Source organism: Halobacillus amylolyticus, from assembly GCF_022921115.1.
Taxonomy (GTDB): Bacteria; Bacillota; Bacilli; order Bacillales; family Halobacillaceae; genus Halobacillus_A; species Halobacillus_A amylolyticus.
In genome coordinates this window covers 633,253-650,649 of the sequence record NZ_CP095075.1, presented here as the reverse complement: position 1 = coordinate 650,649, position 17,397 = coordinate 633,253, and the positions used below count along the sequence as shown (strand labels likewise).

The 17,397-nt window shown below is 42.1% G+C and carries 13 protein-coding genes; 12 read left to right on the top strand and 1 reads right to left on the bottom strand.

Annotated features, from left to right (window positions below; all coding sequences use genetic code 11):
- Positions 1–3: 3 nt before the first annotated feature.
- The 11 genes from MUO15_RS03465 (at position 4) to MUO15_RS03415 (ending at position 13,857) form a co-directional block, all read left to right on the top strand.
- Positions 4–420, top strand: a complete 417-nt coding sequence (locus MUO15_RS03465) for a CoA-binding protein (RefSeq protein WP_245033446.1) — start codon at positions 4–6, stop codon at positions 418–420.
- Positions 421–609: 189 nt separating this feature from the next.
- Positions 610–2,562 carry a DNA topoisomerase IV subunit B gene (gene parE / locus MUO15_RS03460; protein WP_245033444.1) on the top strand — a complete coding sequence of 651 codons (1,953 nt, stop codon included), beginning with the start codon at positions 610–612 and terminating at the stop codon, positions 2,560–2,562.
- 15 nt (positions 2,563–2,577) lie between these two features.
- Positions 2,578–5,031 (top strand): DNA topoisomerase IV subunit A, encoded by a 2,454-nt coding sequence (parC, locus tag MUO15_RS03455; protein ID WP_245033442.1) that lies wholly within the window; start codon positions 2,578–2,580, stop codon positions 5,029–5,031.
- 301 nt (positions 5,032–5,332) lie between these two features.
- Positions 5,333–5,965 (top strand): TetR/AcrR family transcriptional regulator, encoded by a 633-nt coding sequence (locus MUO15_RS03450; protein WP_245033440.1) that lies wholly within the window; start codon positions 5,333–5,335, stop codon positions 5,963–5,965.
- A 67-nt stretch (positions 5,966–6,032) separates the two neighbouring features.
- Entirely contained in the window at positions 6,033–7,175 is a 1,143-nt protein-coding gene (locus MUO15_RS03445) for an acyl-CoA dehydrogenase (protein WP_245033438.1), read from the top strand.
- Positions 7,176–7,356: 181 nt separating this feature from the next.
- Positions 7,357–8,997 carry an AMP-binding protein gene (locus tag MUO15_RS03440; protein ID WP_245033437.1) on the top strand — a complete coding sequence of 547 codons (1,641 nt, stop codon included), beginning with the start codon at positions 7,357–7,359 and terminating at the stop codon, positions 8,995–8,997.
- A gap of 15 nt (positions 8,998–9,012) precedes the next feature.
- On the top strand, positions 9,013–10,368 hold the full coding sequence (locus MUO15_RS03435; RefSeq protein ID WP_245033435.1) for an acetyl-CoA carboxylase biotin carboxylase subunit: 1,356 nt from the start codon (positions 9,013–9,015) through the stop codon (positions 10,366–10,368).
- A 13-nt stretch (positions 10,369–10,381) separates the two neighbouring features.
- Positions 10,382–10,594 carry an acetyl-CoA carboxylase biotin carboxyl carrier protein subunit gene (locus MUO15_RS03430; RefSeq protein WP_245033433.1) on the top strand — a complete coding sequence of 71 codons (213 nt, stop codon included), beginning with the start codon at positions 10,382–10,384 and terminating at the stop codon, positions 10,592–10,594.
- 15 nt (positions 10,595–10,609) lie between these two features.
- Positions 10,610–11,512, top strand: coding sequence for a hydroxymethylglutaryl-CoA lyase (locus MUO15_RS03425; protein WP_305853267.1), 903 nt, complete (start codon positions 10,610–10,612; stop codon positions 11,510–11,512).
- A gap of 18 nt (positions 11,513–11,530) precedes the next feature.
- Positions 11,531–12,313 carry an enoyl-CoA hydratase-related protein gene (locus MUO15_RS03420; RefSeq protein ID WP_245033431.1) on the top strand — a complete coding sequence of 261 codons (783 nt, stop codon included), beginning with the start codon at positions 11,531–11,533 and terminating at the stop codon, positions 12,311–12,313.
- 20 nt (positions 12,314–12,333) lie between these two features.
- Entirely contained in the window at positions 12,334–13,857 is a 1,524-nt protein-coding gene (locus MUO15_RS03415; protein WP_245033429.1) for an acyl-CoA carboxylase subunit beta, read from the top strand.
- Positions 13,858–13,949: 92 nt separating this feature from the next.
- On the opposite strand, the gene MUO15_RS03410 is transcribed toward MUO15_RS03415, so the two are convergent.
- On the bottom strand, positions 13,950–15,905 hold the full coding sequence (locus MUO15_RS03410; protein WP_245033427.1) for an AMP-binding protein: 1,956 nt from the start codon (positions 15,903–15,905) through the stop codon (positions 13,950–13,952).
- A gap of 339 nt (positions 15,906–16,244) precedes the next feature.
- On the opposite strand from MUO15_RS03410, the gene MUO15_RS03405 reads away from it, so the two are divergent.
- Positions 16,245–17,393 (top strand): NAD-dependent epimerase/dehydratase family protein, encoded by a 1,149-nt coding sequence (locus MUO15_RS03405; protein ID WP_245033425.1) that lies wholly within the window; start codon positions 16,245–16,247, stop codon positions 17,391–17,393.
- The last annotated feature ends 4 nt before the right edge of the window (positions 17,394–17,397 follow it).

The window sequence follows — 17,397 nt, the reverse complement described above, 5'->3', positions numbered from 1 at the left end:
CAGATGTTTACCAATCCAGATCAGGAGCAAATAAAGAAACTGTTGAGGGATTCAAAAACCATTGCTGTTGTCGGACTGTCTGATAAGCCCCATCGAACGTCCTATCAAGTAAGTGAAGCTATGCAGCGTGCCGGTTATAAAATAATCCCAGTAAATCCTACGATTACAGAATCTCTTGGGGAAAAATCTTATCAACGGCTGAGTGACGTAGATCAGCCGATTGATATTGTTAATGTGTTCAGAAGATCTGATTTCTTGCCTAAGATAGCTCAAGAAGCAGCTGATATTGATTTTAAGGCATTCTGGGGGCAGCAAGGTGTCATTCATGAAGAGGCCTACGAAGCATTAAAAAATCATGACGGCCTCGTCATTATGGATATGTGTATCAAAGTGGCCCACGCGATTTTGGGCGAAAAATGAAATATTTTAGGTGAAATCCCTGCTGTGGCAGGGATTTTTTCTCGTTATTATTGATAATTGTATTTGCGGATTTCAATAAAACCGCTACAATATAACAAGTGATGTATTTATATGGACGTTTACATGAACGAACGTTTGTTCTATTATAGATGTAGATCGTGTCGTTTTTAGAAAGGAGCCGATGGAAAATTGTCGAAACAAAATCAGACGTACTCAGATGATTCCATACAAGTATTAGAGGGGCTGGAGGCCGTACGGAAGCGGCCAGGGATGTATATCGGGTCCACTGATCAACGAGGTTTGCATCATTTAGTTTTTGAAATTGTAGACAATGCTGTTGATGAGGCATTGGCTGGGTTCGGAGAGCAAATGACGGTCACTCTTCATAAAGATGGAAGTGTATCTGTGAAGGATGAAGGCCGTGGAATGCCTACAGGAATGCACAAAACAGGGAAGCCTACACCTGAAGTTATTCTTACCGTACTTCACGCAGGTGGTAAGTTCGGTCAAGGTGGATATAAATCAAGCGGAGGATTACATGGTGTTGGCGCATCCGTTGTCAACGCTCTTTCCGAGTGGTTAGAAGTGCATATTTGCCGGGACGGCGAGAAATTTTATCAACGATTTGAGCGTGGTGGAATTCCTGTAACTTCCCTTGAAAATAAGGGTGCCACAAGAAAGACTGGGACGACGATTCGGTTTAAGCCCGATGAAACGGTTTTTTCAGTGAAAAAATTCAACTTTGAAACATTATCGGAACGATTGCGGGAAGCCGCTTTTTTATTGAAAGGGTTTCGGATAAATTTAGTAGATGAGCGTGAGGACATAAAAGAATCTTATCAATATAACGACGGGATCGAATCCTTTGTCGCCTACTTGAATGAGGAGAAGGATACCCTTCATCCTATTGTCTCGTTTGAGGGTCAACATGCAACTATTGAAGTAGACTTTTCTTTTCAGTTCAATGATGGATTTGCAGAAAGCATTCTTTCCTTTGTTAACAATGTACGCACAAAAGATGGCGGTACACACGAGTCAGGTTCTAAATCTGCTCTAACGCGCGTGTTTAATGACTATGCAAGAAGAGCACAGTTGTTAAAGGAAAAAGATAAAAATTTAGAAGGAAACGATATCCGTGAAGGATTCACAGCCATCATTTCATTAAGAATTCCTGAAGAGCTTTTGCAGTTTGAAGGACAAACGAAAAGTAAACTTGGTACATCGGAAGCCCGCTCAGCCGTCGATGCTGTCGTCGCAGAACAACTTTCCTACTTCCTTGAGGAAAACCCAGATATCGCATCCATGCTGATTAAAAAAGCGATTCGGGCTAAGGAAGCAAGAGAAGCGGCTAGAAAGGCGCGGGAGGATGCCAGGTCAGGGAAGAAAAAGAAACGGAAGGATGCCTTGTTGAGCGGAAAGCTGACTCCAGCTCAATCGAAAAATGCAGAGAAGAATGAATTGTACCTCGTTGAGGGTGATTCGGCAGGCGGTTCTGCTAAACAAGGACGTGACCGCAAGTTTCAGGCCGTGCTTCCTTTACGGGGTAAGGTCATTAATACTGAAAAGGCGAAGATTGCTGATATATTCAAAAACGAAGAGATCTCAACGATTATTAATACCATTGGTGCAGGGGTCGGGGGAGATTTTACGTTAGAAGACTGCAATTATGATAAGATTGTTATCATGACTGATGCCGATACGGATGGGGCGCATATTCAAGTGCTCTTGCTGACGTTCTTTTATCGGTACATGCGTCCATTAGTGGAAGCAGGCAAAATATTTATTGCTCTCCCACCACTTTTTAAAGTATCAAAAGGAAAGGGAAAGAAAGAGAGAACCGAATATGCCTGGGATGAAAAAGGCATGCAAAAACTCCTGAAAGAGTTTAAAAATGGTTATACGATTCAAAGATATAAAGGTCTAGGTGAGATGAACGCCGGTCAGCTATGGGAAACGACAATGAATCCGGAAACGAGAACGCTCATTCGTGTAACGATTGATGATCTTGCTCGGGTAGAACGTCGGGTGACAACGCTGATGGGGGATAAAGTGGAACCTCGCCGCAAATGGATTGAATCCCACGTTGCTTTTGGTCTTGAAGACGAAGCAAACATTTTAGAAAACGATAAAATTCAGACATAAAAGGGGGATTTTCTGTTGGCTGAGGCAGAAAAGTTTTTAGATTTACCATTAGAGGAAGTACTGGGCGACCGATTTGGCCGTTACAGTAAGTATATTATTCAGGAACGGGCGCTTCCTGATGCCAGAGATGGCTTGAAGCCTGTTCAACGCCGAATTTTATACGCGATGCACCAGGAAAAGAATACACATGATAAGGCGTACCGGAAATCAGCTAAAACCGTCGGTACGGTGATTGGTAATTATCATCCGCACGGGGATTCATCTGTGTATGAGGCGATGGTAAGGCTAAGTCAAGATTGGAAAGTTCGTAAATCGTTAATTGAAATGCACGGGAACAACGGGAGTGTGGATGGAGATCCACCTGCCGCCATGCGTTATACTGAGGCGAGATTATCAAGTATTTCCTCTGAATTACTAAGAGATATTGAGAAGGAAACCGTTGAACATATTCCGAACTTTGATGATACCATTCAAGAACCAACCGTATTGCCAGCAAAGTTTCCTAATTTACTTGCCAATGGATCGACAGGAATTTCAGCGGGGTATGCAACTGAAATCCCTCCACACAATCTCGGGGAAGTCATTGATGCTGTTATTATGAAAATTGATAAACCAAGTGCTTCAGTTGAAGAGTTAATGACGAAGTTAAAAGGACCTGATTTTCCCACAGGTGGAACGATTCAAGGGATTGAAGGTCTAAGAAAAGCCTACGAAACGGGGAAAGGTAAAATTGTCCTGCGCGGGCGAGCAGCTGTCCATTCTGTACGCGGCGGACGTGAGCAGATTGTAATTGATGAGATTCCATATGAGGTAAACAAGGCTACATTAGTAAAACGAATGGATGAGTTACGTATTGATCGTAAGGTTGAAGGAATATCAGAGGTTCGCGATGAAACCGATCGGACAGGGATGAGAATCGTTGTTGAACTGAAAAAAGATGCCAACAGTGAAGGGGTTTTAAATTACCTTTACAAACATACTGACCTTCAAATTGCTTACAACTTTAACATGGTTGCAATCCATGAACGTACACCTAAATTACTTGGCCTGCCGCTGATGTTAGATGCTTATATTAAGCATCAGCGGGAAGTCGTGACAAGACAATCCCTCTACGATTTAAATAAAGCGAAACGCCGTGCGCATATTGTTGAAGGGCTTATTAAAGCGATCTCCATACTAGATGAAGTGATTGCCACAATTCGTAGTTCAAATGATAAACAGGATGCAAAACAGCAATTGATTGCAGCCTACGACTTTACGGAAGAGCAATCTGAAGCGATTGTAACCTTGCAGCTTTACAGATTAACAAACACGGATATTACAGAATTGCAAAAGGAAGCAGATGAGCTAAAAGAACAGATCAGCTATTTAGAAAAACTACTTGCTAGTGAGCACGAATTATTTAAAGTCATTAAAGCAGATCTTCGAGCAATGAAGAAGCGGTACAACGATGATCGTCTAACCCAAATCGAAGAAAAGGTGCAAGAATTGAAGGTCGATCTCGAAGTAACCGTTGCGAGTGAAGACATTCTCGTTACTGTCACTAAGGATGGTTACATTAAGCGGACGAGCCTGCGTTCCTATGCGGCTTCAAATGGCAAGGATTTTGCTATGAAAGATGGAGATCATATCCTCAGGCTCTTTGAAATCAATACAACTGATAACCTGCTTCTGTTTACGAACCTCGGAAAATACCTGTTTATTCCTGTGCACAAGCTGCCAGATATCCGCTGGAAAGACCTCGGTCAACACATCGCTAACCTTGTTTCGATTGAGAAAGATGAGTTTATTGTCGAAGCGATTCCGATTCGTGAATTTAAAGAAGGAAACTATTTAATCTTCTTTACGAAAAACGGGATGGTTAAAAAGAGTGATTTACCACTGTACCATGCACAGCGCCATTCTAAACCATTAGTAGCGGTTAACTTAAAAGGGGAGGATGAGGTCGTTGATGTCCACGTGACTTCAGGGGACTCACATTTGTTCATTGCATCAAATAAAGCCTATGGTCTCTGGTATCATGAAGAAGAAGTAAACGCCGTTGGACAACGGGCAGCCGGTGTGAAAGCCATCCAGCTAAAAGATGGAGAACAAGTGGTTTCCGGTCAAACATTTGATGCCTCAAGAGATCCTTCAATCATCATCACGACCCATCGTGGAGCAGTAAAACGGATGCGATTGAAGGAGTTTGAACAAACTTCCAGAGCGAAACGTGGTGTCGTCATGCTAAGAGAGTTGAAAAGTAATCCTCATAGACTCATTGATTTGCATATGGTTTCAGCTCAGGATCAACTGGTGTTAAAAACAGCAAAAGAGGAATTGATAACTGTAAACCCAATGGATTTTAAAGCAAATGACCGTTACAGTAATGGATCATATGTTATGGATACGGAACAAAGCGGTGAAGTCATTGAAGCTTGGGTACAGCCTGAGTATGAGATTCCTTTTGCGGATGAAAACAATGAATAGTAAGCTGACCCTTCTCACTGAGAGGGGTTTTTTATATGAATGGCTTCTGGAAATATGTAAGAAAGGTCTAAACGCCCCTCTTCGCTTATGCTTGTCGTGTCTCCCGGTCGCCTCTGCTTTTCTTATTATCTAGCACCGGCGACTAGACTATATAAGCAGTTCGCCTACGTGGGGGAAGACCGCCTGACTGTGCCGCTCTGCTTATGCTTTTGGAGTCTGACCAAGACGCCTCCGCTTTTCTATTGTTTTTTCTGAAAAATGTGATAAGCTGAATGTATATTCATAAATGAGGGGTAGGTGTATGGCTAATTTAAGAGAAACGATCATCCAAACGTCTCTCAATTTATTTGAACAAAATGGCTTCCATGGTGTAACCGTCAATCAAATTGTAAAATCTTCGAATACATCAAAGGGAGGGTTCTATCACCATTTTAAATCTAAAGATGAGCTTCTTTTTGTCATCCACGATACCTTTATTACATACGTTCTCAAAGAAGCAAAGACAGCTAATCACACACACACTTCCCCTGTTGATAAAATCCAATCGATCATTCGTGCTTTCGTAAAGGTGTTTGATTTGTATAAACCTCATATCTCCGTCTTTTATCAAGAGAACCTGTACTTGAAGCCGAAATATGAAGAACAGATTAAATACAAGCGTGATCAATTTAAGCAGATGGTTTTACGTGTGATTGAGGAAGGTCAGCAATTAGGAGACTTTAGAAAAGAGCTGCCTGCCATCATTACAAGTATGGCGATCCTAGGGATGGTGAATTGGATTTACAAATGGTATAAAGATGATGGACAATACACGATTGATGAAATTGCCGATGTGTATGTTGACTTAATTCTTCATTCTTTGCTTCCTTCAGAAAAGGAAGACGAATATCAACAGACAATGCTGAAAGCCCCTTTTTTTTACGCTGCAAAGTAAACGCTTACACATTATTTTTTTGGTTCAAACAGACCAACCAGTCGGTCTTTCATAAAGGAGGAGCTCCATGAATTTTGAATTAACGAAAGAACAGGAAATGACAAGGAAAATGGTGAGAGATTTTGCTGATCGTGTGATTCGTCCGCGAGCGGTTGATATTGATGTAAATGCAGAGTTTCCGAAAGATATTTTTGATGAAATGGGCAGGCTTGGTTTGCTCGGAATTCCTTTTCCTGAAGAATATGGCGGTTCAGGTGGAGATACGATTACGTATGCATTAGCTGTTGAGGAAATCGCTAAGGTTTGCGGTTCGACGGGGTTAAGTTATGCAGCTGCTGTTTCTCTTGGCGCTAGTCCGCTTTACTATTTCGGAACCGAAGAACAAAAGCAAAAATATTTAACGCCGTTAGCCAAAGGGGAAACGCTTGGTTCTTTCGGCTTAACAGAGCCTAATGCTGGATCTGACGCCGGTGGGACGCAAACACGTGCAGTTTTACAAGGAGATCATTATGTTATCAATGGAGAAAAATGCTGGATCACCAATGCTGAATATGCCGAAACTATTACCGTAACAGCCGTATCAGGTCAAAGAGAAGATGGTAAAAACATTATCTCTGCTTTTATTATTCCTAAAGATACCCCTGGCATGAAGATCAGCAGTCCATATGAAAAGATGGGGGTCCGCGGTTCCAATACGTGTGAAATTATTTTAGAAGATGTAAAAGTTCCTAAAGAAAATATCCTCGGTGATGAAAAGGGTGGGTTCAAACAGTTCTTGCATACACTTGATGGAGGAAGAATTTCAATTGCTGCTCTTGCGGTTGGTATTGCACAGGCCTCTTTAGACAAAGCGCTTGCTTATGCAAAAGAGAGAAAACAGTTTGGAAAACCAATCTCAGATTTTCAGGCTATTCAATTTAAGCTTTCTGATATGGCAATGGAAGTAGAGCTTGCCCGCAATATGGTGTTAAAAGCAGCTTGGCTGAAGGATCAAAAGAAACCGTTTACAAAAGAATCGGCCTATGCCAAATTATTTGCCTCGGAAACGGCCTTTCGCTCAGCCAACCAAGCCATTCAAATTCATGGCGGTTATGGTTACATGCGTGAGTATGAAGTGGAAAGGTATTTAAGAGATGCGAAATTACTTGAGATTGGTGAAGGTACATCCGAAATTCAACGATTGGTCATTGCTCGTCAGTTAGGCTGTTAATACATTTAAGAGGATGTTCAAAAAGTCACCAAATGATAAGCGGCGAATCTCTTCGTTGGCTTGCTTTTCCGCTACTCACGTATCATGAAGCATACGTTCCGTTGCTCAAAGCTATGCCGCCTCGACCTTCTTGCTTCTAATTTGGCAACTTTTTGAACACACATTTTAAGGAGGTTCATACATGTCCCTTTTACAAATGACAGTAGGTGAATTATTAGAGAAACAGGCTGAAATGTTTCCAGACAACGAAGCGATGGTTTACCCGGAATTAAAGATAAGGAAAACTTACCAGGAATTTAATGAAATGGCAGATCAAGCTGCTAAAGGAATGATGGCTTTAGGTGTCGAGAAGGGGGAACATCTTGCTATCTGGTCAGATAACAAACCTGAATGGTTGGTTTCGCAATTTGCCACAGGGAAAATGGGTGCAGTCCTAGTAACCGTCAATACAAATTATCGAGCCCAGGAACTTGAATATCTGCTTAAACAATCGGATGCGACAACACTTATCCTGGCCGAAGAGTTTAAGGGTACTTCCTATATTAATATTTTAAAAGAAATTTGTCCGGAACTGGACTCATCTGTTAAAGGTGATTTACAAAGTGAGCGCTTGCCGCATTTGAAGAATATCATCGTACTGAGTGATAAAGAGTACCCAGGTTGCTTTTCTTGGCAGGACCTCGTTGATATGGGCCGTTCAACATCAACAGAAGAACTAGAAGTGAGGAAACGCTCTTTATCCTATCAAGACGTGATCAATATGCAATACACCTCTGGAACAACAGGTTTTCCTAAAGGGGTTATGCTCAGTCATAACAACATTGTCAACAACGGGAACCAAGTGGCTGATTCTATGAAACTAACCCCAGAGGATCGTCTTTGTATTCCTGTTCCATTCTTCCACTGTTTCGGGTGTGTGTTAGGTACAATGGCGGCTGTTTCGAAGGCGTCAACCATGGTTATTTTAGAACAGTTTAACCCGGAAAAAGTGTTGAAAGCTGTAAGTGAAGAATCGTGTACAGGACTTCATGGTGTGCCGACAATGTTCATTGCCGAGTTAAATGATCCTAGTTTTGAAAAATATAAGCCGACAACGTTGAGAACAGGGATCATGGCAGGATCGACTTGTCCGATGGAAGTAATGAAGGATGTAATTGATAAAATGGGCGCAAGTGAAATTACGATTGCCTATGGACAAACTGAATCTTCTCCTGTTATTACCCAGACGAGAACAGATGATCCAATTGAACGAAAAGTCGGAACGGTCGGTCGTGTCCATCCAAATGTAGAAGTGAAAGTAGTGGATCCCGCTACAGGGGAGGAAATCGAACCTGGTATTCCAGGGGAGCTGTGCACCCGTGGCTACTTAGTTATGAAAGGCTATTACAAGAATGAAGAAGCTACGGAGGCAGCTATTGATCAAGATGGATGGCTGCACACGGGTGATATTGCTGTGATGGATAAGGAAGGTTATTTGGAGATAACTGGTAGAATGAAAGATATGATCATCCGTGGTGGTGAAAATGTCTATCCACGTGAAATCGAAGAATTTTTATACCAACATCCTGACGTACTGGATGTCCAAGTCATCGGTGTGCCTGATCAGAAGTTTGGTGAAGAAATCATGGCCTTTATCATTACGAAAGAAGGAACAGAAGTCAGTGAAGAAGACATCCGTGCTTTTTGTGAACGGCAAATTTCTAAACATAAGATTCCCAAGTACATTCGGTTTACAGATGAATATCCGATGACCGCCAGCGGTAAAATCCAAAAATTCAAGCTTAGAGAAGATGCCGTTGACTTTATTAATGCTCATTCATAAATAGGAGGGATAGCTTTGTTTTCAAAGGTATTAATTGCCAATCGTGGTGAAATCGCCTCACGAATTATCCGTACATGTGCAAGATTAAATATTAAAACAGTGGTCGTTTATTCTGAGGCCGATCAACAAGCACCCTATGTTGAGGAAGCAGATGAGAGTTACTTAATCGGGAAGCCGCGCGTTAATGAATCGTATTTAAATGTCGATAAGATTTTACAAGTCGCACAAAAATCAGGCGCTGAAGCGATTCATCCTGGCTATGGGCTGTTAAGTGAAAATGCTGATTTTGCAAAAAGAGTACGGGAAGCTGGACTTGTTTTTATCGGCCCCTCTTCAGAAGTTATTGCTAAAATGGGTGATAAGATCGCAGCCCGAAGCGAAATGCAACAAGCAGGTGTCCCGATTGTACCTGGTACAGAGGCAGCCGTAGCTGATACAGAAGAAGCAAAAGAAATCGCCAAACAAATGGGGTACCCTCTTATGCTTAAAGCAGCAGCGGGCGGCGGTGGAATTGGCATGCAGGCTGTAAAAAATGACGGAGAGCTTGAGAAAGCATTTGAAGGCAACCAAAAACGTGCCGAAACCTTTTTTGGCGATGGAAAAATGTTTATGGAAAAACAAATTGTTGACCCGCGCCACATCGAAATACAAGTGCTAGCAGATGAGTTCGGAAATGCGGTTCATTTATTTGAACGGGAGTGTTCAATTCAACGCAGGCATCAGAAAGTAGTGGAGGAAGCCCCTTCCCCATTTCTTTCAGATCAAACGAGACAAAGCATGGGAGAAAGTGCCCTAAAGGCTGTGCAGACGCTTGGATATGCTAATGCCGGTACGATTGAATTTTTAGTTGATGAACAGGAGAATTACTACTTTCTTGAGATGAACACACGATTGCAGGTGGAGCATCCTGTTACCGAAGAAATTACTGGGCTCGACCTTGTTGAACAACAGCTGCGTGTGGCTGCTGGAGAGAAGTTGGCTATCAGACAAGAAGACCTATCTATCAATGGTCACGCCATTGAGGTTCGTATCTATGCCGAAGACTCCAATACTTTCTTTCCATCTCCAGGCCAGTTAACCAATCTAGTACTGCCACAAGGAGAAGGAATACGCCATGAGTTGGCTGTTCATGGCCAATCACAGGTTACTCCTTTCTATGATCCTATGATAGCAAAGCTTATCGTTACAGGAACATCGAGAGAGGAAGCTATTGAAAGGTTGACAACAGCGCTTCACCAATATGAAGTTCAAGGAATAAAGAGTAATGTCATGATGTTAAAACGTATCATTACACACGAAAAGTTCAAACAGGGCGAAACGAAGACATCATTTATTGAAAACTACTATTTACCGACACTAACGAATCACTAAGGAGGATGAAACAATGAACGAAGTAAAAGCATCGATGGCAGGTAGTGTATGGAAGATTGTTGCAAAAGAAGGGGAACAAGTTAAAAGCGGTGAAGATGTCGCTATTTTAGAATCGATGAAAATGGAGATCCCGATTCCTTCTGAGGCAGACGGCACTGTAAAAGAGCTGAAGGTAGCTGAAGGCGATTTTGTTAATGAAGGCGACGTTATTGCGATCATTGAATAAATAGGAGCGGGTAGAATGCTGAAGTGGCCGGATAAAGTCACAGTTAAAGAAGTGGGGCCTCGCGATGGACTGCAGAACGAAAAAGGAAGCATCGCTACTGAGGATAAAATTGAATGGATCAATCAATTATCTGAGGCAGGCTATGACTATATTGAAATCAGTTCGTTTGTTCATCCGAAATGGATTCCACAGCTTAAAGATGCAAGAGAAGTGGCAGAAGGGATTACACGTAAAGAAGGAATCACCTATGCGGCCCTCGTGCCAAATATGAAAGGTCTTGAAGTGGCACTTGAAACAAATGTTGATGAAGTATCTGTCTTCATGTCTGCAAGTGAGTCTCATAATAAAAATAATATCAATAAGACCATTGAAGAGACATATCCTGTGCTTGAAGAAGTGGTCAAAGAGGCGAAGTCGAATCATAAACCGGTACGCGGCTACGTTTCAACAGTGTTCGGCTGTCCATATGAAGGGAACATTCCGCCAAGTCAAGTGTTGGAAGTATCTAACCGCCTGTTTGATATGGGAATTGATGAGCTATCCCTAGGTGATACGATCGGTGTTGCTGATCCGAAGCAAGTGGACCAAACGCTTCATTACTTAAAAGATAAGCTTGATTTTTCAAAAGTGGCGATGCATTTTCATAACACGCAGGGGATGGCACTTGCAAACGTGCTCGTTTCGCTGCAGCACGATATTTCGTTGTTTGATGGTTCATTAGGGGGGCTTGGCGGCTGTCCATATGCCAAAGGTGCCTCAGGGAACTTAGCTACAGATGATTTAGTTTATATGCTTGATTCCATGGGGATTCAGACAGGGATTCATCAAGGAAAACTACTAGAAGCAGCAAGCTACATCCAAGAGAAGCTTGGTAAAGCTCTGCCAAGTCATCAAATGCAAGTGAACAACCGAATCTAGTTAAGGAGGTCGCTTTTTTTGAGTCCACTAGTCAATCTTGAAATCACCGATGAACAAATCGGATATCTTACGTTAAATAGACCAGAGGCGGCAAATAGTCTATCTACTATTTTACTAGATGAACTTGCCAATACGCTTGAAGAAGTAAAACAATCAAATGTTAATGTATTAATTGTAACGGGAAGTGGTGAGAAAGCGTTTTGTGCCGGGGCTGATTTGAAGGAAAGAGCTGGGATGTCAGAGGATGAGGTAGTTAGTACGGTTGAGAAAATTGGTGACACCATCCGTATGCTGGAACAAATTGAAATCCCGACGATTGCTATGATCAATGGTGCAGCGTATGGCGGGGGACTTGAGCTTGCTCTTGCCTGCGACCTAAGGGTGATGACATCTGACGCGAAGGTAGGGTTAACTGAAACGTCACTTGCTATTATTCCAGGCGCTGGCGGCACACAGCGGTTAACACGGTTGATTGGGTTAGGCAGGGCCAAAGAAATGATTTTTACGGCCAAGCCAATCGACGCTGACAAGGCATTGACGATTGGCTTAGTAGAAGGGGTTTATGCAAACGAAGAAGAAGTAAAGGAACAAACCCATGCTCTTGCCGCCCAAATTACGAAAAACGGTCCGTTTGCCTTAAAACAAGCTAAAAAAGCGATTCAACATGGGATCCAAACGGATATCACAACAGGACTTGAGATCGAACGGATGTGTTACCAAAAAACGATTCCGACAAAAGATCGTAAAGAAGGATTGCAGGCCTTTAAGGAAAAACGAAAACCTAATTATACAGGAAAATAAAAGGGAGGAGAGGAACAAAAATGAATGAAACTTTAGAGAATATCAGAGATAAAGTAGCATCAGGTGGTTCGGCAAAATATCACGAAAAGAATAGTGAAAAAGGAAAAATGTTTGTCCGCGAACGTCTGGAACAATTATTTGACGATGATTTAAATATGGAGGATGCATTTTTTGCAAATTGTATGGATGGTTCCCTGCCTGCAGATGGTGTTGTCACAGGGATTGGCAAAATCAATGGCGAGAAAGTTTGTGTGATGGCAAACGACTCGACTGTCAAAGCGGGTTCCTGGGGAGCACGGACAGTTGAAAAGATTATTCGTATTCAGGAAACGGCTATGAAGCTTGAACTACCGATGCTGTACCTCGTCGATTCAGCTGGAGCGAGGATCACAGATCAGGTTGAGATGTTCCCTAACCGCAGAGGAGCGGGTCGGATTTTCCATAATCAAATTAAACTGTCAGGACGTGTACCGCAAGTGTGCCTGTTATTTGGCCCTTCCGCTGCAGGAGGAGCGTACATACCGGCTTTCTGTGACATTGTCGTTATGGTTGACGGTAATGCTTCGATGTATTTAGGATCACCTCGTATGGCTGAAAAAGTAATTGGTGAGAAGGTCAGTCTTGAAGAAATGGGCGGAGCGAATATGCATTGTTCCGTTTCTGGATGCGGGGATGTGCTTGCTAAAGATGAACCCGAAGCGATTGCTTATGCTCGAAACTATTTGTCTTATTTCCCCGCGAACTTCCGAAATGCTTCAAAGCGAAAAGAACCGCTGAACCCTGCTACAGTCGAAAAAACGATTTCAGAGATCATCCCTGAAAATCAAAATGCGCCTTTTGATATGTACGATCTGATTGAGCGCTTGATCGACGAAGGTTCTTTTTGTGAAATAAAAAAGAAATTTGCTCCGGAGATTATCACAGGACTCTCACGGATTGACGGACGCACCGTAGGTATCATTGCCAATCAGCCACGTGCTAAGGGAGGCGTTTTGTTCCCAGACTCAGCTGATAAATCAGCCAAATTTATGCAGTTGTGTGATGCTTTTAACATTCCACTATTGTTTCTTGTGGATATTCCAGGCTTTATGATTGGCACGAAAGTCGAGCGGGCAGGGATTATTCGCCACGGAGCGAAGATGCTGTCGGCCATGAGTGAAGCGACCGTACCTAAGATTTCTGTGATTGTTAGGAAGGCCTATGGAGCGGGACTTTATGCAATGGCAGGACCAGCATTTGAACCAGATGCCTGCTTAGCGCTTCCTTCAGCGCAAATTGCTGTCATGGGGCCTGAAGCAGCTGTTAATGCGGTTTATGCAAATAAGATTGCTGAGCTGGATGAAGCGGATCGGCCGGCCTTTATAAAAGCGAAGCATGAGGAATATAAAGAAAATATCGATATCTATCGATTAGCTTCAGAATTGGTTGTTGACGAAATTGTCCAGCCAGACCGTTTAAGAGATGAGTTATCCTTACGATTTGAAGCTTACGAAAGTAAAAATATAACCTTCACAGAGCGTAAACATGGGGTTTATCCTGTATAAAGCCAAGTGTTTGAGGTGTTGTCCCTGGTACTTCTAAACAGATCTAAATAGAAAAAATCCACTGCCAATGAAAAAGGCAGTGGATTTTTTTGTTATTTATTTAACGGTTGATCATGTCCAATGGAGCGGATTTCTTCAACGGCTTGCGGATTTTCAAGGGCACTTAAATCGCCTGTAGGTTCATTCAAATAAGCTGACTTAATCGCGCGACGCATCACCTTGGCGTTTCTTGTTTTTGGTAAATCGCTTACAGCAAAAACCTTCTTAGGGGCAAGAGCCTTCCCTAATTTAAGCGCCAAATACTGCTTGAGCTCATCGATCAATGATTCCGTTTGGTCATTTTTTAATACAGCAAAGGCAACGGCTTCTTCCCCCTTAACATCATGGGGCACGCCGATGACACCTGCTTCAATAACAGCATCATGTGATACAAGGACAGATTCAACCTCAGCTGGTCCAAGCCGTTTTCCTGCAACATTTAAAACATCATCAGATCGGCCGGTAATTGTATAATATCCATCCTCATCAACGGTTACCCAGTCTCCATGAACCCACGTATCGTCAAACTTGCTCCAATAGGTCTGTTCGTAACGTTCGTTGTCCTGATAAAAACCTTTCGTCATTCCGACCCAAGGCTGTTTAAGGACGAGTTCGCCGACTTCATTTGTAAGTGAATTTCCTTCGTCATCATATACATCTACATCCATGCCGGGCAAGGCTGCATTAAAGGTAACCGGTTGAATTGGCTTAACGAGAACATTTCCGAAAATACCGCCGGAAATTTCTGTTCCACCAGAGTAATTAAAAATCGGAATACTAGAGTTGCCAACATTTTTAAATAACCAATGCCACGGTTCAGGATTCCACGGTTCACCTGTTGATCCGATCAATTTTAGTGAAGATATGTCGTGTTTTTCAATCCACCCTATCCCGTGCTTGCTCATCGAACGAATCAAAGTAGGGGAGATCCCCAGGTGAGTGACTTGATAACGATCAACCAGTTCCCATAAACGGTCAGGCTGCGGATAGTCTGGCGTGCCTTCGAACATGACAATCGCAGCTCCGTTCATTAACCCCCCGTAAACGAGGAAAGGTCCCATCATCCAGCCCATATCGGTGAACCAAAAGATCGTATCGTCAGAGGTAACGTCCATGCAGAGACCGGCATCAAAGGCAGACTTGATCGGAAAGCCGGCATGCGTGTGTAGGACCCCTTTAGGCTTGCCAGTTGTACCAGATGTGTAAATAAGCATGTAGGGTTCGTTTGCGTCTGTCGATTTCGTCTTATAGATTTGATTTTTATCTTTGACCTGCTCAAATGTAAGATCGCGATTCTCATTCCAGGACGTATCCTGTTTCGTACGCTCAACAACGATGACATTCTCAAGGTTGTCACACTGATTCGCAGCCAGGTCAGCCTCATCCTTCATATTAATGGATTTTCCTCTTCGGTAAAATCCGTCGGCCGTAATGAGTATCCTTGATTTAGCTGCTTGTATTCTCGTCGCAATGGCTTCTGCTTTGTATCCAGAAAAAGTAGGGCAGAAGATCGCGCCGATTTTTGAAACGGCAAGCATTGAAATCAATGTTTCAGGAAGCATGGGCAGATAGATTGTGACGACATCGCCTTTTCCAATGCCGAGCTTTTCAAGTCCATTTGCAAACGCATTCACTTCTTCGTAAAGCTCTACATAAGTAAACGTGCGTTTCGTGCCATCATCACCTTCCCAGTAAAGGGCGACATCATCCTTTTTCCCTTCCATACTAGCCCATTTATCGAGGGCATTATGCACAACATTCATTCTTCCATTCAAAAACCATTCCGGGTATTTGATACCTGAAGAAAGATCGAGTGTTTGTGTATAGGGCTGTTCCCATTCAACGCCTAATTCAGCAACTGCTTCATCCCAGAACCATGCAATATCTTCTGTGGATTTTTTTTGAAAGTGATCATAATTTTCATATCCATGTTTCTTCATCCACTTGTATAGACGAGTGTTTTCTTTTTGTTTATCACTAGGAAACCATGCAGCTTCATATGTAGACATAATCATCCTCCTAAAGGGTGTAAATTATCAGAAATATGCTAATTTAAGTATAACTAAAAACACTACATAAATGAATGATAGTTCAGTATTTTTGCAAAATATTTTGTTGTAAATCGTAAGTTGATTATATTTTTCATTTGCAAAGGTATAATTTATTGTTTTGTCCTTCATTTAGTGATAAAGTCAAATCGAAAGTAGACTGAGGGTTAATAACGAATATTTCCAGTTAAGTCTGTAAACATTTTTTATTACCATCGCTTTTAAAAGAATGTTATCCTATATAAGGATGTTAAATTCAAAAAAATTAATATTTGCTGATATGGAACTAGGAGGTAGATTATGAGAATTATTGTAGCAGGGGGAGACGGTTTTTGCGGTTGGCCGACCGCCTTATACCTATCAAAACAAGGACATGAGGTAACGATTGTAGATAATTTAGTCCGTAGAAAAATTGATGATGAATTAAATTCTAATTCGGTTACACCTATAGCTGCTTTAGAAGAACGAGTAGCGAAATGGAAAGAGTTGAGTGGAAATACGATTCATACATTTATCGGTGATTTGAATCATTATGATTTCCTGCGCGAAGTGTTCCGTCAAACAAATCCGGATGCTTTCGTTCATTTTGCTGAGCAGCGTTCAGCACCATATTCCATGATTGATCGCGAGCACGCGGTTTACACACAATCAAACAATGTGATCGGGAACTTAAACGTACTTTACGCGATTAAAGAATTTGCTCCAGAATGTCATCTCATTAAGTTGGGAACAATGGGAGAGTATGGTACGCCTAACATAGATATTGAAGAAGGCTATATTGAAATTGAACATAAAGGACGTAAAGACCTACTTCCATATCCGAAGCAGCCTGGTTCTTTCTATCATTTGTCAAAAGTACATGACAGCCACAATATCATGTTTGCTTGTAAAATCTGGGGTATCCGTGCAACAGACCTAAATCAGGGTGTCGTGTATGGATTACATACAGAAGAAACGAAAATGGATCCAGTATTAGCAAATAGAGTAGATTATGATGGGGTTTATGGTACAGCTTTGAACCGTTTTATCAATCAAGCTGCTATCGGTCATGATATTACTGTTTACGGAAGTGGCGGGCAAACACGTGCTTTCCTAAATATTGAAGATACAGTGCGCTGTGTAGAAATTGCCGCAGAGAACCCAGCAGATCAAGGTGAATTCCGTGTATTCAACCAATTTACAGAATGGTTCTCGGTGAACGACTTAGCTGAACGAGTTCAGAAAATCGCTAAAGAAGAAGGACTCGATACACAAGTGAAGAAGATTGAAAACCCTCGTATCGAAGCAGAAGACCATTACTATAATGCAATAAACACGAAACTTCGCGATCTGGGTCTTGAACCGCACTTGCTAACTGATGAAGTCATTCGTGATATTTTACAGGTAGCTATAGAAAATAAAGACCGTATTATTGAAGATAACGTATTACCATCTATAACTTGGAAGTAAGGGG